At 58.9% G+C, this 17,858-nt stretch carries 19 protein-coding genes; 7 read left to right on the top strand and 12 right to left on the bottom strand.

The genetic code is table 11. From position 1 onward, the window contains the following. Window positions 1-12 precede the first annotated feature (12 nt). From Q1M54_RS00095 to Q1M54_RS00085, 3 genes are all read right to left on the bottom strand, one after another. Window positions 13-1,431 carry an MmgE/PrpD family protein gene (locus Q1M54_RS00095; RefSeq protein WP_300552213.1) on the bottom strand — a complete coding sequence of 473 codons (1,419 nt, stop codon included), beginning with the start codon at window positions 1,429-1,431 and terminating at the stop codon, window positions 13-15. 45 nt (window positions 1,432-1,476) lie between these two features. Next, window positions 1,477-2,469, bottom strand: a complete 993-nt coding sequence (locus tag Q1M54_RS00090; RefSeq protein WP_300552211.1) for a tripartite tricarboxylate transporter substrate binding protein — start codon at window positions 2,467-2,469, stop codon at window positions 1,477-1,479. A gap of 171 nt (window positions 2,470-2,640) precedes the next feature. Then, window positions 2,641-3,525 (bottom strand): GntR family transcriptional regulator, encoded by an 885-nt coding sequence (locus Q1M54_RS00085; protein ID WP_300552208.1) that lies wholly within the window; start codon window positions 3,523-3,525, stop codon window positions 2,641-2,643. 147 nt (window positions 3,526-3,672) lie between these two features. Here Q1M54_RS00085 and Q1M54_RS00080 point away from each other — a divergent pair, with 147 nt between their 5' ends. Further along, window positions 3,673-4,191 carry a MaoC family dehydratase gene (locus tag Q1M54_RS00080; RefSeq protein WP_300552790.1) on the top strand — a complete coding sequence of 173 codons (519 nt, stop codon included), beginning with the start codon at window positions 3,673-3,675 and terminating at the stop codon, window positions 4,189-4,191. 106 nt (window positions 4,192-4,297) lie between these two features. Continuing rightward, window positions 4,298-5,476: an acyl-CoA dehydrogenase family protein gene (locus tag Q1M54_RS00075; protein ID WP_300552206.1), complete on the top strand. Its 1,179-nt coding sequence runs from the start codon at window positions 4,298-4,300 to the stop codon at window positions 5,474-5,476. A 356-nt stretch (window positions 5,477-5,832) separates the two neighbouring features. Here the strand turns inward: Q1M54_RS00075 and Q1M54_RS00070 are convergent, their stop codons facing one another. The 4 genes from Q1M54_RS00070 to Q1M54_RS00055 form a co-directional block, all read right to left on the bottom strand. Then, window positions 5,833-6,342 carry a flavin reductase family protein gene (locus tag Q1M54_RS00070; RefSeq protein ID WP_300552203.1) on the bottom strand — a complete coding sequence of 170 codons (510 nt, stop codon included), beginning with the start codon at window positions 6,340-6,342 and terminating at the stop codon, window positions 5,833-5,835. Beyond that, window positions 6,339-7,481, bottom strand: coding sequence for an LLM class flavin-dependent oxidoreductase (locus Q1M54_RS00065; protein WP_300552200.1), 1,143 nt, complete (start codon window positions 7,479-7,481; stop codon window positions 6,339-6,341). The genes Q1M54_RS00070 and Q1M54_RS00065 overlap by 4 nt, the downstream gene beginning before the upstream one ends. A 36-nt stretch (window positions 7,482-7,517) precedes the next feature. Continuing rightward, window positions 7,518-8,486, bottom strand: a complete 969-nt coding sequence (locus tag Q1M54_RS00060; RefSeq protein ID WP_300552198.1) for a tripartite tricarboxylate transporter substrate binding protein — start codon at window positions 8,484-8,486, stop codon at window positions 7,518-7,520. Window positions 8,487-8,632: 146 nt separating this feature from the next. Continuing rightward, window positions 8,633-9,475 (bottom strand): IclR family transcriptional regulator, encoded by an 843-nt coding sequence (locus Q1M54_RS00055; protein WP_300552195.1) that lies wholly within the window; start codon window positions 9,473-9,475, stop codon window positions 8,633-8,635. Window positions 9,476-9,708: 233 nt separating this feature from the next. Between Q1M54_RS00055 and Q1M54_RS00050 the strand changes: the two genes are divergently transcribed. From Q1M54_RS00050 to Q1M54_RS00030, 5 genes are read left to right on the top strand one after another with little or no spacing between them, the layout of a single operon-like run. Continuing rightward, window positions 9,709-10,692 carry a tripartite tricarboxylate transporter substrate binding protein gene (locus tag Q1M54_RS00050; RefSeq protein ID WP_300552192.1) on the top strand — a complete coding sequence of 328 codons (984 nt, stop codon included), beginning with the start codon at window positions 9,709-9,711 and terminating at the stop codon, window positions 10,690-10,692. Between the two features lie 2 nt (window positions 10,693-10,694). Beyond that, window positions 10,695-11,588, top strand: a complete 894-nt coding sequence (locus Q1M54_RS00045) for a polysaccharide deacetylase family protein (RefSeq protein WP_300552190.1) — start codon at window positions 10,695-10,697, stop codon at window positions 11,586-11,588. Between the two features lie 3 nt (window positions 11,589-11,591). Beyond that, window positions 11,592-13,028: an amidase gene (locus Q1M54_RS00040; RefSeq protein ID WP_300552187.1), complete on the top strand. Its 1,437-nt coding sequence runs from the start codon at window positions 11,592-11,594 to the stop codon at window positions 13,026-13,028. Window positions 13,029-13,031: 3 nt separating this feature from the next. Beyond that, on the top strand, window positions 13,032-13,880 hold the full coding sequence (locus Q1M54_RS00035) for an alpha/beta hydrolase (protein ID WP_300552184.1): 849 nt from the start codon (window positions 13,032-13,034) through the stop codon (window positions 13,878-13,880). A 24-nt stretch (window positions 13,881-13,904) separates the two neighbouring features. Beyond that, on the top strand, window positions 13,905-14,399 hold the full coding sequence (locus Q1M54_RS00030) for a cupin domain-containing protein (RefSeq protein WP_300552181.1): 495 nt from the start codon (window positions 13,905-13,907) through the stop codon (window positions 14,397-14,399). 27 nt (window positions 14,400-14,426) lie between these two features. Here the strand turns inward: Q1M54_RS00030 and Q1M54_RS00025 are convergent, their stop codons facing one another. From Q1M54_RS00025 to Q1M54_RS00005, 5 genes are all read right to left on the bottom strand, one after another. After that, the gene (locus Q1M54_RS00025; RefSeq protein ID WP_300552178.1) at window positions 14,427-15,002 is read right to left on the bottom strand and encodes a carboxymuconolactone decarboxylase family protein; all 576 of its coding nucleotides are present in this window, start codon (window positions 15,000-15,002) and stop codon (window positions 14,427-14,429) included. A gap of 61 nt (window positions 15,003-15,063) precedes the next feature. After that, complete coding sequence (locus tag Q1M54_RS00020; RefSeq protein ID WP_300552175.1) at window positions 15,064-15,816, bottom strand: ABC transporter substrate-binding protein; 753 nt, start codon at window positions 15,814-15,816, stop codon at window positions 15,064-15,066. Between the two features lie 89 nt (window positions 15,817-15,905). Next, a complete protein-coding gene (locus Q1M54_RS00015; protein ID WP_300552173.1) occupies window positions 15,906-16,610 on the bottom strand; it encodes a haloacid dehalogenase type II in 705 nt (234 codons plus the stop codon). A gap of 2 nt (window positions 16,611-16,612) precedes the next feature. Next, window positions 16,613-17,293 carry a cupin domain-containing protein gene (locus Q1M54_RS00010; protein WP_300552171.1) on the bottom strand — a complete coding sequence of 227 codons (681 nt, stop codon included), beginning with the start codon at window positions 17,291-17,293 and terminating at the stop codon, window positions 16,613-16,615. 14 nt (window positions 17,294-17,307) lie between these two features. After that, window positions 17,308-17,858 (bottom strand): AIR synthase-related protein (locus tag Q1M54_RS00005; protein WP_300552168.1); only part of this gene is annotated, 551 nt, incomplete at its 5' end.

Genomic DNA, 17,858 nt, shown 5'->3' with positions numbered 1-17,858 from the left:
CTTAAGGGGAATTCAGTTCGATGCCAGTGCTGCTTCAAATTGCGCGGCGCTGGTCACCGACTCCAGATTGAGCACCATGTCGCGCACCCGAAGCGCATGGGCGTGCGGCAGGTTCAGGGCGCAGTTGTCAAAATACTTCGCTTCGATTTCTGCGTTGCTGAGTGGTTGTTCCGGATTGCCGCGATTGACCGAAACGCGATGTCGCATGATGCGTCCGTCGTCGAGCGTGACCACCACTTCACCGGTGTAATGGACCGGGAAGGTGGATGCTTCATCGATCTCATAGTTGACCTTATCCATCAAAGCCAAGATACGAGGCTCGACAAAGGCGGCCGGCAACATCTCTGCCAGCCCGAGTTTGCCGCGCATCAGGCCACTGGCAACGGCGTAAGGAATGCTGAATTTCGCATCGTAATCATTCTTTGGTCTGCGCTTGGCGCTAACGGGTTCTGCGACTGACTTGACCACGCCTGCCGGGATCAGCGCACGGATCGATCGGATGCGTGTGGTATCGATGCCTGCCTCATGCAAGGCGATGGCCGCATCGGCGCAACCATGCACAAAGTGACAGGCGGGGAAGGGTTTGATGGCAACGTTGTCGAGCTCCCAGACGCTGCCAAGGTTTGCTGTCGCGAGCGACAGATCGGAAGCGGCGAATTCTGCGGGCGGCAAGTGGCTGCGATACAGCCCGAAGCGACCTTCGTAGGCCTCGCTCGGTGCGGGGAAGTCGTCGGCGGCAAGTGTTGCAGCCGTGATGCCGCTGGCGGCGGCCCAACCTGGATGGATACGTTTGGTCCAGGAGCCGTCCTCGATGAACTGCAAATTGCCGCTCGCAAACGACAGGGCGATGCCCTGTGCGCCAGCCAGTTGCGCCGGCGTAAGGCGCATCAGGCGCCCCGCAACCAGCGCTGAGGCAAAGGTGCCGATCAAGCCTGTCGGGTGAAAGCCGACCTGATGAAAAGCCCCTTTGACCACGCAGGCCAGACGCGCGCCAGCTTCGACACCGGCAATGTAAGCGATCAACATTTGCGCGCCCGAGCTGCCGAATTGGGCTGCGCTGGCGAGCGCTGCGGGCAAGGTGCTCACGGTCAGGTGCGTAACGCCTGCGGCATGCGTATCGTCGTAATCGAGACCGTGCATCAGCATGCCATTGATCACAGCTGCATCACGCATGGGCAGCTGAAGCGGCATGCCAATCACGCCGCGCGAACCGGCTCCGGCCAGCCTGGCAACCGATGCGGCAATACGCGTTGCAAACGCTTCTTCACGCGCCGCGTAAGCGCAACCGATCGCGTCCAGCATCAGATATTTGGCCCGTGAGACGACGGCTTGCGGTACGTCAGCTATGCACAAAGCGGCAGCAAATTCCGCCAATTGCTGTGAAATTGCCGGAGCAACTGGCTCGGGTGCTGGACGCAATACGGCGCTCATAAAAGATCCTGTTCCTGTTCCAGTTCCTGTCGCACTTCTTTAACCTCAATCGACCTTGGCGCCCGATGCCTTGACCGCCACAGCCCACTTGGTGGTTTCTGCTTTCAGATATTCAGTCAACTGATCCGGTGACATGACCATCGGTTCGGTTCCCAGTGACTGAAAGCGGGTACGGATTTCAGCTGAATTGAGAATTTTGTTGATCTCGGAATTGAGTTTTTCGATGATGGCGCGCGGCACTTTTGCCGGTGCCGCCATGGCCACCCACGGCACGGCCGAAAAACCGCTGACACCGCTTTCCGAAATGGTAGGGACATCTGGCAGAACCCCGGTGCGCGCAATGCTCGAAACCGCAATCGGCCGCAGGCGATTGTCTTTGATTAAAGAAATGGTTCCCGCGAGGGTTTCGAACATGACGTCGATCTGACCGCCAATCAAGTCGCTGATTGCAGCCGGCCCGCCTTTGTAGGGTACATGCTGCATGTTGATGCCTGCTGCGATCTTGAAACTCTCAGTAGCAAGGTGGTTGGTCACACCGCTGCCGCCCGAACCGTAATTCAACTTGCCCGGATTGGCTTTAGCAGCTTCAATCAGTCCCCCGATATCCTTGATCGGTGACTTGGTGTTGACCACGACCGCATACGGCACGATGCCGAGACCGGACACCATGGCCAAATCGCGCGAAACGTTGTAAGGCAACTTGGTGTAAAGCGCGGGGTTGACTGCCAGCGGGCCACTGGATGTGGCCAGCAATGTATAGCCATCCGGCTCTGCTTTGATGGCCATTTCGGTGGCGATGATGCCGGCAGCGCCGGGCCGATTGTCTACAAAAAATTGGTGACCAAGATTCTTGGTCAGTTCGACTGCTACAGCACGCGCCAGCACATCGGTGGCCTGGCCAGGGGGGAAGCCGAGCAGAATCCGTACAGGCTTATTGGGGTAATCTTGCGCGGAGTTGGACTGGGCATGGGCAGCCGGTAGCACGGCGCCGAGAAAAAGGGCAAGTATGGTGACGGAGAAAGTGTGAAGCAGTTTCATTGCGTGGTCTCCTATGTTTGTTGAAACCTTGAGGCGTCTTTCAATGCCTTTCGATTTGTCTGGACAATATATGACCAAGAAATTCGCCTGTCAACAGTCGTTTCAAGGCGTGTCGTTTAAAGGTGATTCCAGCTTTGTCCGGCCAGATCAGGTTGACAAAGATGGCTGCGTCTAACGGCTTAAGACCATTCGGTAGGTAAATCGATCGGCTGGATGGATGTTGTCGGTAAGCTCGATCAATCGGCCGCTGGTGTCGAAATAGCTGCGAGTGATGGACAAGCCAGGCGTACCTGCCGGTACCCCGAGATTGGCTGCATCGTGTTCGTCAAGGATGATTCCAATGATGGCCTGTTCGACCCGATCGATGCGCATGCTGTAATCGCGCTCGATGAGCGCATACACCGGACCACGGTTGCTGCGAAGGGCGTTTTCTATGCCTTCCAGCATAGGGTTCAGGTAAAGGCGTGTTATGCCGAAAGGGCGCTCGCCGTTGATCTCATAACGTATCGCTATGGCGTAAATCCATTCTTCTCCGGTAGGGGCTGACACGCGCCCCGCCAGAGTCTTGGACAATGCGATCCGCCCGATGTAAACGTATTTGAAATCAGTCGTCTCGGCGTACTGAAACAGATCGCGCAAGGAGTAGATGCCCTGGGTGTAGCGGGTGTCATCGGGTAGCGCCGCGACCACCGTGCCGGCACGCGGCTTACGATGCACCAAACCTGCGGTGGATAGAACGCGGATGGCCTCGCGTATTGTGAAGCGCGATACATTGAGCTGCTCGCATAACTCGTGCTCAGTCGGCATTTGCGCGCCCACAGGGTAGCGACCGCTGGCAATTGCCTCGCGTAAAGCATGCGCGATTTGCAGGTAGCGTGGCGTTCCCTCATTGGCCGTGGGGCGTGTCTTGAGCGCCTTCGCTTGAGCATCTTTGGGCAATCTCCCCTTTGCGTTCACTTTGACTGCGGATGCATCGCTTTTCGTAATTTTTGCGGCACTCGGGGGTTTTCCGGCTTTTGAAATTTTCTGGACCGGCGTGGTACTGGTGGTCTTCATTCGGTGATTCCTAGATGGCGCACTGTTACCAGAAGCATCCACTTGTTGCAAGTATGGCTTGATTTCCTATTTCGAAAAAACCATCCGCTATTCTTTTTTGGTTTTGTCCGTACAATTGACGCATCCAACAAAACGGAGAAACCAATTATGTCCGGTCAAGTCAAGCAAGTCGGTGAGCGCATCTACAGGGAAAGCTTCGGTCGTTATTTTGAAGACTTTCATGTGGGCGATATTTATCAGCATCGTCCCGGACGCACCATCACGCAGTACGACAACATACAGTTCACGTTGATGACGATGAACACGCATCCGATGCACTTTGACGAAGAATATGCCAAGCACAGCGAATTCGGACGCTGCATCATTTGCAGCCCCTTGACGGTCGCGTTGATGGTCGGCATGAGTGTCACTGACGTGAGCCAGAAGGCCATCGCCAATCTCGGTTGGGATGCAATCAAGCTGACCCACCCCTTGTTTGCGGATGACACGCTGTATGCCGAATCTGAAGTGCTCGACAAGCGTGAATCGAAAAGCCGGCCTAACGCTGGTTTGGTTTCAGTCAAGACCATCGGCTTGAACCAGAACAACGTCAAGGTTTGCGAATTCAGCCGCACCATGCTGATCATGAAGCGCGGCAATGACGTCGAGGAACGTGCAAATTATTAAAAAATAGGGGATCAGTTGACCTTGCTGTCTTCACTCCCCAACTTAAGTTTTTTGACGCCCTTTCGCTTTAGACCATTCAATCCAAACGACACCAAGGAACACTCACATGGCACTGCCCACCGTACAACGTCCAATGCGCCACACTGATCCTGTTGAAGAGGCGGCCTTGCTCGATGCCATCGAACGCTGGCTAGACAAGGTAGTCCGACCGCAAGTCATGAAACTGGAGCATGACGACATTTACCCGCATGAAATGGTCAAGGACATGAAGGCAATGGGCCTCTTTGGTGCGGTACTGGATCCCGAATGGGGCGGCCTTGGTCTGTCGTCGTCAACTTACGCCAAGATCGTGATGCAGATTTCCACGGTCTGGATGTCACTGACCGGGATTTTCAATTCGCATCTGATGATGGCCATGCTGGTCGAAAAGTACGGCACGCCAGATCAAAAGCGGCGATTGCTGCCACGCATGGCCACAGGTGAATTGCGCGGTGGCATCGGCTTGACCGAGCCTGATGCCGGTACAGATCTGGCGGGCATTCGAACCCGTGCAGTAAGGGACGGCGATCACTATGTGATCAATGGCACCAAAACCTGGATTTCCAATGGCATCGAGGGAAACTGCTTTGCGGTGCTGGTCAAGACGGATGCGGCCGCGGAACCGGCGCGTCGCGGCCTTTCGATGTTCATCATGGAGAAAGGGCCGGGTTTTACGGTTTCGCGCAAGCTCGAGAAGTTGGGGTACAAGGGCATCGACTCGGCCGAATTGGTGTTCGATAACTATCGGGTGCCGGCCAACAACTTGATTGCAGCCGAGGGCGATGGTTTTTACTGCGCAGTAGGTGGGCTCGAGCTCGGTCGAATCAACGTTGCTGCACGCGGCGCCGGCATCGCCAAGGCTGCGCTGGACGAATCCGTCAAGTATGCCCAAATGCGCAAGACCTTCGGCAAGCCGATCGCCCAGCATCAGGCGATCCAGCTAAAGCTAGGAGAGATGGCTACGCGCGTGGAAGCCTCGCGTTTGCTCGTCGAGGCTGCGGCGCAGGCCTACGATGCAGGCCGGCGCTGCGATATGGAGGCCGGCATGGCGAAATACTTCGCATCCGAAGCTGGCCTAGAAAATGCCATGGAAGCGATGCGTATTCATGGCGCCTATGGCTACTCTAAGGAATATCCGATCGAGCGCCTGTTGCGCGATGCGCCCCTGATGTGCATCGGCGAAGGCACCAACGAAATGCAGCGCATTATCATCGCCCGGCAACTGGTGGAACGCAACCCCATTTGATGCTGGGAGCATGGCGAATCAAGGGCGAAGTGCTACACGGTTTAATGAGGGGTGAAACCCCTCGTAGGGTGTCTTGAATCCGAGCGGCTTTCTGGGCCGGTGGTTCCAGCTGTTTTCGATCCGTGTCCACGCCTCTTCGGTGACATCTCCTAGGTTGACGCTTCTTGGAAATGTCTTCGTGTAGCAGTCCGTTGAAGGTCTGGTTGCTGTCGCGCTGCCAGTTGCAATGGGGCTCGACACAGTAGGTCTGGATGCCACGGCAGCCTGAACGCAGCGAGCGGCGCGCTCAGGACGTGCTTGAAAGCGGTGGTTGAACCTTCAGGTCCGACATGGTGGGTCTTGCCAGAGTCTGTTGTTCAACGCTCAAGAGGCACCATCATCAGGTCATCGCTGGTGGTGACCCATTGGCCATCGCGGTACAGCAAGGGTAAGGCGGCGTCCCTGTAACGGCCAGAGATGACCTCGCCCACCATGAGGCAGTGTGTGCTCTCTTGTACCTGCCGAATCAAACGGCACTCGAGGCTCATGACGGCACCGTGCAGGCAAGGTGAACCCGAATCAAACTCGCCCCATTGCTGAGCATCAAAGCGCTCATCGCCAAACAATGGGACTTGGCCGGCAAACAGTTTGGCCAGATCGATGTGCTCGACCGCCAGCGTGTTGACACTGAACACCTGGTTGTCCGCCATGTGGGTGTAGGTGAAGGCGCTGCGGTTGATGGCACACACCACGGTGGGCGGCTCCACGCCCAACGACATGAAGGCCGAAACCGTCATGCCTGTGCGGTGAGGTGCTTGGCCAGTGGCGATGATGTTCACCGCTGCCGGGTGCAAGCGCATCAACTGTCTGAAAGCTTGAGGGGTCATGCCGCGGCAGTTTCCAGGGGTGCGTCCACGTTGATGGCCGAGCCCAGGCCCAGCGCCTCATTGACACGGGGCATGACTTCGTTGGCCATCAATTCCATGGAACGGCGTCCCAACTGGGGGTCGACCAAGTCCATGCCCGCGTAAACGATTTCGCCAAAGGGGCCCGCCTTCTCACGCAAAGCCAGAATTTTGTCGGTCACCTCATTGACGGTGCCGGTGATCACCAACTCATCGAGCAGGCGGTCCAGCGTGACATGGCTGTCATCCTCGTCGGCGTGTTTTTTGAAGATGACGTGGCGCTTGGACATCATCATCTTGGTCAGCATCTGGCGGTAGTAATAACGGTAAGGGCTGTTGGCGTCTGCGCGGCCATAACGATTGGCCGTTGCGGCATCGTCGCTCACGAAAATGGTGCGAGCCACTCGCCAGTCGGCAGGGTTGGCCACTTCATTGACGGCGTTCTTGCCTTCGCAGTAATTGTCCCAATGGCTGGCCAGCCAATGGTCCATCAAGAAGTTGGCCGACATGGGGTGGAAGTTCCGCTTGCCCATGGCAATCACGCCTTTGGAGTGGGGTGCCACCACCGTGCCGACAATTTCTGGTCGGGGACTTTGGAAAGGTTTCATCAAGTAGCCCCGACCGATCGAGGGAACAGAGGTGACTTGCGTGCTGACTTTGAAGCGGTTGTCTGGAAAATCGATGTTGTAGGGTGGCTCACGCTCCCAAATGGCCAGGATCACATCAATGGCCTCGGCAAACATTTTGTTGCGGTCCTGATCGAGGATGCCCAAGGCTTCGGCATCGGATGCCAATGCCCCGGGGCTGATGCCGAAGATGAAACGGCCCTTGGCCAGATGGTCGAACATGGCCGCCTGTGAGGCCAGCAGTGTGGGGTGCGAGTGCGACAAGTTGGAGGTGCCGCTGCCCAGTTTGATGGTCTTGGTTTCTGGGATCAAAGTGGCCAGGAACAACAGGCTGTTGGTCACGTTTTCGGCTTTGTCAGTGAGGTGTTCACCCACGAACGCATCATAAAACCCCAGCTTGTCGGCCAGGATGATGGTCTGCCTGTCCTCATGCAAGGTCTCTGTGGTGTCCCGCTCGAAGGGGTGCAGGGGCATGGTGAAGTAGCCTAAGCGCATGATGGATCCTGTCGTTGATTTTTGGAAAATGAAGACTCACTCGGGCTTGATGCCAGCGTCCTTGATGACCTGTGACCAGCGGGTGATTTCACTTTGGATGAAGCGAGGGTAATCGGCCTTGGATACCCGAGAAGGCTCCAGACCCAATTGCGCCAAACGCGCCAGAAATGCCTCATCTTTCAGGGCAGAGCCGATGGCCCCGTCCAGTCTGCGCACCACGTCGGGCGGGGTGCCAGCGGGTGCCGCAAGCCCCAAGAAGAAGCCCAATTCATAGCCAGGGTAGGTTTCGCCAATGGCCGGAACGTTGGGCCATGGCTTGAAACGGGTGGCGCCGGTCACGCCAATGGCGGTGGCTTTGGGGTTGTCAATGTGGGCCATGGCCGGCAGGTACTCCAGAAACAGCACCTGCAGTTGGCCACCGTAAAAGTCTTGCAGGGCCGAGCCGATGCTTTTGTAGGGGATGCCGGTCATCGGCGCACCGGTTTTGACCCTGAACATTTCAGCGGTCATTTGCGAGGCCGAGTTGTAGTGGCCAAAAAACACCTTGCCGGGGTTGGCTTTGGCGTAAGCCGTCAGATCGGCTGCTGTGCGGATGCCCGAGTCTTTGCTGACCATGGCCACCGATGCGGCTGTGCCGAACTGCCCCAGGTGTTCAAAGTCTTTCAGAGGGTCATAGGGGACTTTTTTGTACAGGCTCAGGTTCGCTGCCAGCGTGGTGTTGGTGGTCAACAAAAGTGTGTAGCCGTCGGCAGGCGCATTCTTGACGGCCTCGGTACCCAAGATGCCGTTGGCGCCCGCCCTGTTCTCGATCACGACGCCTTGTTTGAACTGCGCTTCCAGGTATTGGCCAAAGGCGCGAGCGGTGATATCTCCCGAACCGCCGGGCCCGAAGGGCACCACGATCTTGATCGGCTTGTTGGGAAAGCCCTGCGCGCTGGCCATGCCTGCGCACAGGCTCAAAGGGGCCAGCACACTCCACTTGAGAAATCGGACAAACTTTTGCATACACAGGTCTCCATCGTTGGTTATCGTGGGCGAATTCTAGGTGGGGGGAGTGAATTGACCAAGCCCCAAATTCCGACATGCGGAATTGCTGACCTGTGCTGGGGATGCTTGGGCTGACTTGCAGCCCAAGGAGAAGCCGCATGTACTCAAAAGGGGATGCGCAGGCTTTGCGGGTCCTTGATGGCCGTACGCCAAGTTTCGGTCTGAGTGGGGTTCATGCGGGCCAACTCATATTGTGCCGACATGATATTGGCCTCATGGGCCAGGGTGGCGGCCAGGTCGCTGAGGTAGCTGCCCGTCATGCGCTCGAGCGTTGACACGGCGCACAAGGAGGCAATCGGGTAGCGACGACGGTCAAAAACAGGCACGGCAATGCCCGATATGCCACGCCCGGAACGGGTTTTGGTCAAGGCGTAGCCGTTTTTGCGTGTCTTTTGAATGCCGCTGGCCATTTTGCTGAAGGCCTTGTCCTGGCCGCTGCGCAGGCGGTTAAAGGCCAGGATGTCGGCGGTCTCATCCTCGGGCAAAAACGACAGAATGGCCAGACTGAAAGAGCCGATACCCATGGGCCAGCGGTTGTGTACCTGCAGAATTTCGGCGTTTTGCGGCAGGTGGCCTTGACGCTTGTCGAGGCATACGGCATCGTAGCCACAGCGTATGCCCAGGTACACGGTTTCACCCGTGGATTGCGCTAAACGTTCAAACGATGGCTGGGCAATGCTTTTGATGTCGTGCACATCCAGCACCGACATCCCCAAGGCATAAACCTCCGGGCCGAGCCGGTAATGGCGTGTGCCCCAGGGGCGCTCGACCAGGTGCTCATCGAGCATGGCCGACAGGATGCGGTGCACGGTGGCTTTGGGCAATTGCGTCAAGGTGCTGATTTGCATGAGGGCCGCGCCTTGCGAGCCAAAAGTGGACAAGGTTCGCAGCAGCAAGGCGGCTCGCGCGATGCTTTGGGCGCCATCGTTTTTCAGGGAAGGATTCATGGCATGAAAGGTGTCAAGCGTTGAGCGCCCAAGTGTCGCCGGCGGGTCAAACAGCTGAAGTATTCCATGATTCGGAATATTGCAGCAAGAAACCCTGTTGCGGGCGTCAAAGCGGGATCCCCCGATTGCCAAGCTAAAAAACGGTACGCATACTGATTTTTCTTGTGCAACACGGGGTCGCCAAAACCCCAAAACATCCAACCGACCAAGAGAAAACTGAAGGGGTCATTCCAATGACGACATCCAAGCGCAAAATTCTGGCCTGGCTGGGCTGCGGCCTGTTGTTCAGCGCCGGCATGGCATCTGCTCAGGCGCAAACCTACCCGCAGCGGCCCATCAAAGCCATCGTGCCTTACGCGGCGGGTGGTTTTTCAGACCAGGCCAGCCGCATCATTGCCGAGGCCATGTCGCGCAATCTGGGCCAAAACATCGTCATCGAAAACCGTGCGGGTGGCGGTGGCCGCATTGGCAGCGAGGCGGTGACCAAAATGGCCCCCGACGGCTACCAGTTGCTCATGACCACCAACGGCACCAAGACCTACATGGCGGTGGTGGAAAAGTCGTTGTCGTATGACCCGGTGAATGACTTCACGCCGATTTCATTGGTGGGCAAATATGGTTTGTTGATGGTGGTCAACCCTTCAGTGCCCGCCAAAACCTTGCCGGAATTTTTGACCTATGCCCGTGACCCTAAAAACAAAGGCAAGATCAATTACGCGACCTCGGGCATGGGCAGCGGTTTGCATTTTGCGGGCGAGTTGTTCAACGCGATGGCCAAGATTGACATGGTGCATGTGCCCTACAAAGGCTCTGGCCCTGGCATGCAGGATGTGCTGGCGGGGGTGTGCCAGGTGATTTTTGACGGCGCAGCCAAGCCGCACATCGATGCAGGCAAGGTGAATTTCCTGGGTACCACCAGCTCGGTGCGTGACCCGCGTTACCCGGATGTGCCCACCTTGAGTGAAGCGGGATTGACGGGTTACGACCTGACCTATTGGGTGGGCATCTTTGCCCCCAAAGGCCTGCCTGCCGACATCCAGGCGCGTTTGAATGCTTCGGTCAAAACCGCATTGGCCGATCCGGATGTGCAACGCAGACTCAACAACATGGGCATGAGTCTGGTCGGCAGCACCCCAGAGCAAATGGTGCAGGAAATCCGCAGCGAAACCGCCAAGCTGCGCCAGATTGCCGCGTCGATTCCTGGCGGGGTGAACTGAACATGAGCCAAGCACTGCGCCCCCAAGACCGTCTGCCATTTTCTGCGATCATTGACCGTCCCCCTTTGCGCCTGCCTGAGGGGGTGCGGCTGGTGGTCTGGCCGGTGGTCAACATCGAAGAATGGGACATTGCGCGCCCCATGCCGCGCATGGTTTCGCCGCCGCCCGGCGGGCAAGCGCCGGTGCCCGATGTGCCCAACTGGACCTGGCATGAGTACGGCATGCGGGTAGGGGTTTGGCGCCTCATGGACGCCTTCAAAAATGTCGGCGTTCGCCCGACGCTGTCGATCAATGCCAAGGTGTGTGAAACCCGTCCTCGTGTGACGCAAGCTGCACTGGAAGCAGGTTGGGAATTCATGGCCCATTGCTACGAGCAAATTCCGATCCAGAAAATCCCGGATGAGCGGGCCATGATGCAGCAGACACTGGACGTGCTGACCCGGTTCACTGGCCAGCGTCCGCAAGGCTGGTTGGGTCCGGGTCGCAGCCAGACGCTGGAGACGCCTGACCTCATCAAGGAGCTGGGCATGTCCTGGTTTGGCGACTGGGTGCTCGATGACCAGCCGCAATATGTGCATACAAAACATGGGCCGTTGGTGTCGGTGCCCTACACCATCGAGCTCAACGACATCAACATCATGCTCACCTCGCACGAGCGTTCGGACGCGATGCTGCTGCGCACCCAAGATGCGTTTGAGCGGCTGTATGCTGAGTCGGCGCACAGCGCGCGCATCATGGCCTTTGGGGTGCATCCATACATCTCGGGTGCTGCGCACCGCATCCGCTATTTTGAAATGATGTTGGAATTTTTGGCCAAGCAGCCCGGTGTGGTGTTCTGGAACGGCGCGGAAATCAGCCAATGGTTTCAGCAAGCCAGCCCATTGTCAGCGCCTTGAGGCATGAGCCGTCAGACGCCATTGAATCCTTGCGCTGAAAGCTTTTCCGACACGCCTTTGCATGCGCTGTCTCTGGCGCAAGCCAGTGCCCTGATTCGTCAGCAGACGATCACGCCGACGCACTTGGTGCTGGCGTACATCGACCGCATTGAGCGACTCGATGGACAACTGAATGCCTTCGTCACGCCCACGCTCGAGACCGCCTTGCAAGCAGCGCACCAGGCCACCCGTGAGATCGCACAAGGCCAATACCGGGGCGCTTTGCATGGCATCCCGATGGCGCACAAGGATGTTTACCTCACGCAAGGCGTGCGCACCACCGCGCATTCGCGGCATTTGCACGACTGGGTGCCCACGGTCAGCGCCATGCTGGTGACAGGTTTGGAACGTTTGGGTGTGATCAGTTTGGGCAAAACGGCTTGCCATGAATTTGCCTTTGGCTCGCCCTCCGAAGATGACTTGTTTCCGCCTGCGCGCAACCCCTGGCATCTGGCACACATGCCGGGCAGCTCGAGCAGCGGCTCGGGGGCGGCGGTGGCAGCAGGTTTGTGCATGGCGGCCACGGGCACTGACACCGGTGGCTCGATCCGTCACCCGGCGGCGGCCTGCGGTGTGGTAGGCCTCAAACCCACGCGCCATGCTTACCCTGTGTCGGGCGTGATCGCTTTGGCCCCCAGCCTGGACGTGGCTGGATTTTTGACGCGCACCGCGCTGGACCAGGCACTGATCTGGGATGCCTGGCACGGCAGCGATGTGACCACTGCATGCACTGCCGATGTGCAGCGTTCGGTGCTTCAGGGGTTGCGTATCGGGGTGCCAGCAGGTCTGTGGCACAACGCCGAAAACGGCCAGGCCACGCACGACCCGCAAATCCAGGCCTGCTTTGATGAGACACTGCAAATACTGCAAGCGGAAGGCGCCCTCGTGGTGGCGGTGGAGACGGTGGATTGGCCGCCGCAGCCCGCTGTGGTGCAGGTGGCCAACACCCTGATTGCTTACGAAGCATTTCAACAACTGCAGCACATTGGGCGCAACCACCCGGACCAGCTGGGACAGGGCTTGCGCCAAAAACTGGTGGGTGCAGCGCAGCTGAGTTTGAACAACTACCACGCCGCCCGCGTGCAGGCCGATGTGTGGCAACAGCAGGTCAGCGCTTTGCTAGCCGACCAGGTCGATGTGTTGATGTGGCCAGGCCGCGAGGCTTTGCCCGAAACCATGCAAGCCTTGATGGCCAACCCCACCGGGCAGCGCAGTGCCTGCAACCGATTGTTCAGCCTGACCGGTCATCCCGCCTTGACATGTCCCATGGGCGTCTCGACCCAATGCTTGCCCATGGCTTTGCAAATGGGCGCTGCCATGCACGGAGAGCGCCATTTGCTGCAGGTGGCCCATGCCGTGGAATCGGCCATCGGCTGGCGTTTGCCCGTTTTGCTGGATTGAGCCATGGACTTTGTGAACACCGAAGGCGTGCGCCTGCATTACGACCTTGTTGGCGACCAAGGCCCTTGGTTGGCGCTGGTCTCGGGCGGACGGCGCAGTGGGGCAGAATTTCTGCCCTTGGCGCGCCGCATCGCGGCCCGGGGATTTCGGGTGTTGCTGCACGATCGTCGCAACACCGGGGCTTCTCAGGTCTTGATCGCAGGCGATCGCGGTGAAGAAGACATCTGGGCCGATGACTGGGTGCAGCTGATGCAGCACCTGAATGCGGTGCCTGCGTTTTTGGGTGGTGGCTCTTCAGGGGCGCGGCTGGCCTTGCTCACCAGCTTGCGTCACCCCGAGGTGGTGCGTGGCTTGCTGCTGCTGCGCATCACGGGCGGCGCTTTCACAGCAGCCCGCTTGCCAGAGAACTATTACGGCCAGTTCATCCGTGCCGCAGAGCAAGGTGGCATGGCCGCCGTGTGTGCCACGCCCTATTACCAGGAACTGATCGCCGCCGATCCCAGCAACCTGGGCCGTCTGATGGGCATGGACCCCCAGCAATACACCGCCGTCATGCGCCACTGGCTTCAGATTTTTTTGCAAGGCCCGCGGGAACCTGTGCTGGGCATGACGACCGAGGCCCTGCAGGCCATTCGTGTGCCCGCCTGGTTGGTGCCCGGCAACGACAAAACCCATGTGTCCCGCCACGGCCGCGAAGCGGCGGCCCTGATCCCCGGCTGCGAACTGTTTGAGCTGCCGGTGGCGGACGAAGACGTGCCCGCTTTGCCGTTTTCTGCCTGGGCCGCACATGAAGAAACCCTGGCGACAGCCATGACCGATTTCATGGACCGCGTGGGCCATGATGAGCACTGAACCGATTTCCAAGGAGCCCATTGAATGTCCAACCCGATCAACCCGTCCATTCGCCGCGTCGTCACCGGTCACGACGACCAAGGCAGAGCCATCGTTGAAATCGACGAAGTCTGCAGCCGTTACCGCCAAGGCCGCCCCAACGGCTTTGTGTGCAACGTCTGGACCACCGACACCAACCCCGCCAACAACAACGGCCATGTGGACGCAGGCAGGCGTGAGGGCAAATTTTCGGTGATCGAGAACGGTACAGTGTTCCGCATCCTCGACTTCCATCCCGGGGTTCAGCAACGGGTGCACCGCACCGACTCGGTGGATTACATCGTGGTCATGTCGGGTGAAATCGACATGGAGCTGGAGTCCGGCGAGGAAGTCCACCTGAAGGCTGGCGACGTCATGGTGCAGCGCGGCACGGTGCACAACTGGATCAACCGGGGTACTGAAACCTGTGTGATGGCCGTGGTGCTGGTGCATGCACACCCGGTGGAGGCGGGGGGGCAAACGCTCAACGCCTTTGGTTGAGCGTGCTCTGAAGCGCCGTTCAGGCCTTCAGTGCGGAAACGGCGCAATGCCCGGTGCGGCGTTGTCCGGCAAGCTGCGGCGCGTGGTGTTCATGACCATGGCCAACAAACTGTAATAGCCGCAGTGCGCCGTCATGTCGATGACGCCTTGATCGCCAAACATTTGGTGTGCAGCCGCCCAGGTCACATCGCTCACCGATTGGTTGTGCAGCAGCTCTTGCAAGAAGTCGTAGACCACGGTCTCTTGGTCTGTCATGCGGGGCGGGCGGCGGCCTTCAGCAATCGCATCGCAGGTTTCTTCGCTGACGCCCGCCTTCATGGCAATCGGTTTGTGGATGTGCCATTCCACCGGTTGAGACCAGTGGCGAGCCACCACCAGAACGGCAAATTCCGAGTTGTGCAAACCCACGGTGTTGTCGTAACGCAGATACTCCCCCACTTTTTGCAAGCGGCGCATCAGCTCGGGGCTTCGCATCAAGGGAACAAACGGTCCGGAGAGCTTGCCCCGTGGACCGCTGACCAGTTCATCCACCGCCGCACGCTGGGCCTCGGTCATTTGTTCGCGGGGAATTTCGGGCAGGCGGTCTGTTTTGGGTGCGGTCATCGGTCTGTCTCTTGGGGGGTTGAAAGATCAAGTCTCAATTTATCACCGGACTTGGCGACGATCAGTCGTGTGCGGGATAGCCCGGGGGGGCCACAGCTGCACCCTGGATCTGGTGCCGCACAAAGGCCTCGGCCACCCAACCAGATCGCTTGGCTTCTTCGACAAACGCATTCAGGTGCTCGCGGGCCTGTGCGCTGCGTGTTGCAGGAATGCCCATGGCTTGGTGGATGACCATGAAGCGGCCGGGCAGCAGGCGCAGGCCCGGCAGGCGCATGGCGTCTGCCTGCAGTTGCTGCTTGACGCCTGCGGCCACATCGAGCTGCTCGGCCATGAACATGTCGACCACGGCGGGTGAGCTGGGTGCGCGCACGATGGTGGCGTGTTTCAGGTGCCGCGTGAGAAACAAATCGTACGCACTGCCCGCGCCTGCAGTCACGCGATGGCCGGCTTGGTCCACTTCATCGTTGTTTTGCAGGGGCGAGTCGTTGCGCACCATGTAGGCCCCTTCAATTTGCACATAGGGCGGTGAAAAATGCAGGCCCTCACCGCGCACCGGGTCGATGGCAAAAAAGCCAATGTCGGCCGCGTCAGAGCGAACGCACTGTACCGATTCATCGGCTTTTTTGAAGACACGCCATTCAATGCTCAAGCCCAGCTGTTTGGCCAATCTGCGCGATAGATCGGCTGAAATGCCGGAGGGCTCGCCCGACGCATCAAGCCTTGCCAGCACCGGGTTGCCCAGGTTGATGGCCACGCGCATGACGCCATGAGGCGCTAAAAGGTGGGTGAGTGAAGCTTGGATCGGGGTGTTCATGGACATTTGGGAGGTGGGCAGTGAAACACGTTAGCATCTTCAAAATCAAAGCCGTGCAAGTGGCTTACAGCATTTGTCTGGCCTAGGCTTTAGCCCAAGACCTTCAGCACTTCGCTCAAGTCGCGTCCCGTGTGGTGCGGTGCAGGGCCCATGGCCTCTGGCGGCAGGCCCTGACGGTTGACCCACAGTGTGGTGAAGCCAAACCAAGTGGCGCCCAGTGCATCCCAGGCATTGCTCGACACGAACAAAACATCGACTGGCTCAAACCCAAAGTGCTCAGTTACCAGATGGTAGCTCGTGGGCGTGGTCTTGAACTGGCGCACGCTGTCCACCGACAGCACGGCCCCCAGCAGCTCACTCATGCCCGCACTGTGCACAGCCGATTGCAGCATCTCAGGGCTGCCGTTCGACAAAATCGCTGTGGCCACGCCGCGTTGGCGCAAGGCTTGCAGCACACCCAGGTTTTCTGGGAAGGCTGTGAGTTGGGCGTATTGCGCCATCAGCGCGTCTTCATTCGGGCTGGTGTGCACCAAGCCCAAACGCGCCAGTGCATAGCGCAGCGCTGCGCGCGTGATGTCCCAAAACGACAGGTAATGCCGACTGCCTTGGGGGTTGGGGTCGCTCAGCGAGATCAGCCGCGTGTACTCAATTTGCTTGTCACGCCACAGCACCGACAGGGCCGCGCCTTGGCCGGGGTAAAGTTTTTCGGCCAGAGTGCCGATCGAATACACATCGAACAGTGTGCCGTAGGCATCAAACACGACGGCGCGAATGGGGGTTGTGGATGATGTCATGTTCAGACCAAGTGCCCGGTTTTCACCAAGATCAAGCAGCCCTCGCGGCTGAAGGGTTGGTGCTGGCTCATGTGCGGGCTGCGCAGCCAACTGCCTGTTGAGTAGTCGCCGTGTTCGTCAGAAAACACGCCCTCGACCACCAAAATTTCTTCGCCACCCCAATGCCGGTGCGGGTTGAAAAAAGTTTGTGGCGCCCAGCGCACCAAGGCGGTGTTTTGTGTCTCGAAGGTGTTCAGGGGCAAAACCTTCAGGCCCTCCACCAATCCCTGACGCCATTCACTGCGGTGTGTGTCGATGACCACGCGTTCGTTGTCGCGTGCGTCCAGGTGGCGCAGCTTCACAAACAGGGTGCAGCCCTCAGGAGAGGACGGTGCGTGCGCGCTGCCCACCGGGTTCTTGATGTAAGTGCCGGGACCGTAGATACCGTGCTCGTCATGCAAAGTGCCTTCGAGCACCAAAATTTCTTCACCGCCGCCATGCGTGTGGCTGGCAAAAGCCGAGCCGGGCGCGTAGCGCACGATGGACGTGGCGCGCGCCACTTCGCCCCCGTCGCGCTCGAGCATGCGGCGCGATACGCCCGATGCGGGTGAGTCCACCCAGTCGAGCGAGGGGCTGTGCACGATGCAGCGCTGGTTCAGGTCGGCGTTCAGTTTGATGGGGTGTGTGAGGTTTTCGGTGGTCATGTCGTTGGAGCAGTTCAGGTTTTCAGCAGAACCGGCTCGATGGCCTCGCCTTGCGCGTTGATGCGGCCGATGATGGCGGTGTGCGCGTAGCCTGCGGCCTTGAGTGCTTGCACACAAGCCGCAGCTTGCGCGGCAGGCACGCTGGCCAGCAGGCCGCCAGCGGTTTGAGGGTCAAACAACAGAGGGTAGCGGGGGTCATTGATGAACTCATCGGCGTTGCGCAGGGCACGGCGTAATCGCACATTGGCCGGCTGCAAGGAACTGACGATACCTGCCTGGACGCAGTCCACCGCGCCGTCCAGTAGGGGGAGTGCGCTCATGTTCAGCTCGGCATCCACGTTAGAGGGGCGTGTCATCTCCACCAAGTGGCCCAGCAGGCCAAAGCCGGTCAAATCGGTGCAGGCGGTGGCCCCGTGGGTGCGCAAAATCTCAGCGCCCCTTTGGTTGGACAGCACCATCGACTGCAGCGCCGCATGGATCCAGCGGCCTTTGGCGGCGAAGCGTGCGTGCGCCGCAAACAAGGTGCCTGTGCCAATCGGCTTGGTCAGCAGCAGCACATCGCCCG

Source organism: Limnohabitans sp. Rim8, from assembly GCF_943326455.1.
Taxonomy (GTDB): Bacteria; Pseudomonadota; Gammaproteobacteria; order Burkholderiales; family Burkholderiaceae_C; genus Limnohabitans_A.
Note: the sequence above shows the minus strand (reverse complement) of the source record. Positions and strands in the feature narration are given on the sequence as shown.

What these genes read in the sequence shown, in the direction of transcription:
- Q1M54_RS00050 (WP_300552192.1), top strand. Translation starts at nt 9,709, where the DNA reads ATGACGACATCCAAGCGCAAAATTCTGGCCTGGCTGGGCTGCGGCCTG.
- Q1M54_RS00045 (WP_300552190.1), top strand. Translation starts at nt 10,695, where the DNA reads ATGAGCCAAGCACTGCGCCCCCAAGACCGTCTGCCATTTTCTGCGATC.
- Q1M54_RS00010 (WP_300552171.1), bottom strand. Translation starts at nt 17,293, where the DNA reads ATGACCACCGAAAACCTCACACACCCCATCAAACTGAACGCCGACCTG.
- Q1M54_RS00035 (WP_300552184.1), top strand. Translation starts at nt 13,032, where the DNA reads ATGGACTTTGTGAACACCGAAGGCGTGCGCCTGCATTACGACCTTGTT.
- Q1M54_RS00095 (WP_300552213.1), bottom strand. Translation starts at nt 1,431, where the DNA reads ATGAGCGCCGTATTGCGTCCAGCACCCGAGCCAGTTGCTCCGGCAATT.
- Q1M54_RS00090 (WP_300552211.1), bottom strand. Translation starts at nt 2,469, where the DNA reads ATGAAACTGCTTCACACTTTCTCCGTCACCATACTTGCCCTTTTTCTC.
- Q1M54_RS00040 (WP_300552187.1), top strand. Translation starts at nt 11,592, where the DNA reads ATGAGCCGTCAGACGCCATTGAATCCTTGCGCTGAAAGCTTTTCCGAC.
- Q1M54_RS00085 (WP_300552208.1), bottom strand. Translation starts at nt 3,525, where the DNA reads ATGAAGACCACCAGTACCACGCCGGTCCAGAAAATTTCAAAAGCCGGA.
- Q1M54_RS00025 (WP_300552178.1), bottom strand. Translation starts at nt 15,002, where the DNA reads ATGACCGCACCCAAAACAGACCGCCTGCCCGAAATTCCCCGCGAACAA.
- Q1M54_RS00080 (WP_300552790.1), top strand. Translation starts at nt 3,673, where the DNA reads ATGTCCGGTCAAGTCAAGCAAGTCGGTGAGCGCATCTACAGGGAAAGC.
- Q1M54_RS00075 (WP_300552206.1), top strand. Translation starts at nt 4,298, where the DNA reads ATGGCACTGCCCACCGTACAACGTCCAATGCGCCACACTGATCCTGTT.
- Q1M54_RS00020 (WP_300552175.1), bottom strand. Translation starts at nt 15,816, where the DNA reads ATGAACACCCCGATCCAAGCTTCACTCACCCACCTTTTAGCGCCTCAT.
- Q1M54_RS00030 (WP_300552181.1), top strand. Translation starts at nt 13,905, where the DNA reads ATGTCCAACCCGATCAACCCGTCCATTCGCCGCGTCGTCACCGGTCAC.
- Q1M54_RS00065 (WP_300552200.1), bottom strand. Translation starts at nt 7,481, where the DNA reads ATGCGCTTAGGCTACTTCACCATGCCCCTGCACCCCTTCGAGCGGGAC.
- Q1M54_RS00055 (WP_300552195.1), bottom strand. Translation starts at nt 9,475, where the DNA reads ATGAATCCTTCCCTGAAAAACGATGGCGCCCAAAGCATCGCGCGAGCC.
- Q1M54_RS00060 (WP_300552198.1), bottom strand. Translation starts at nt 8,486, where the DNA reads ATGCAAAAGTTTGTCCGATTTCTCAAGTGGAGTGTGCTGGCCCCTTTG.
- Q1M54_RS00015 (WP_300552173.1), bottom strand. Translation starts at nt 16,610, where the DNA reads ATGACATCATCCACAACCCCCATTCGCGCCGTCGTGTTTGATGCCTAC.
- Q1M54_RS00070 (WP_300552203.1), bottom strand. Translation starts at nt 6,342, where the DNA reads ATGACCCCTCAAGCTTTCAGACAGTTGATGCGCTTGCACCCGGCAGCG.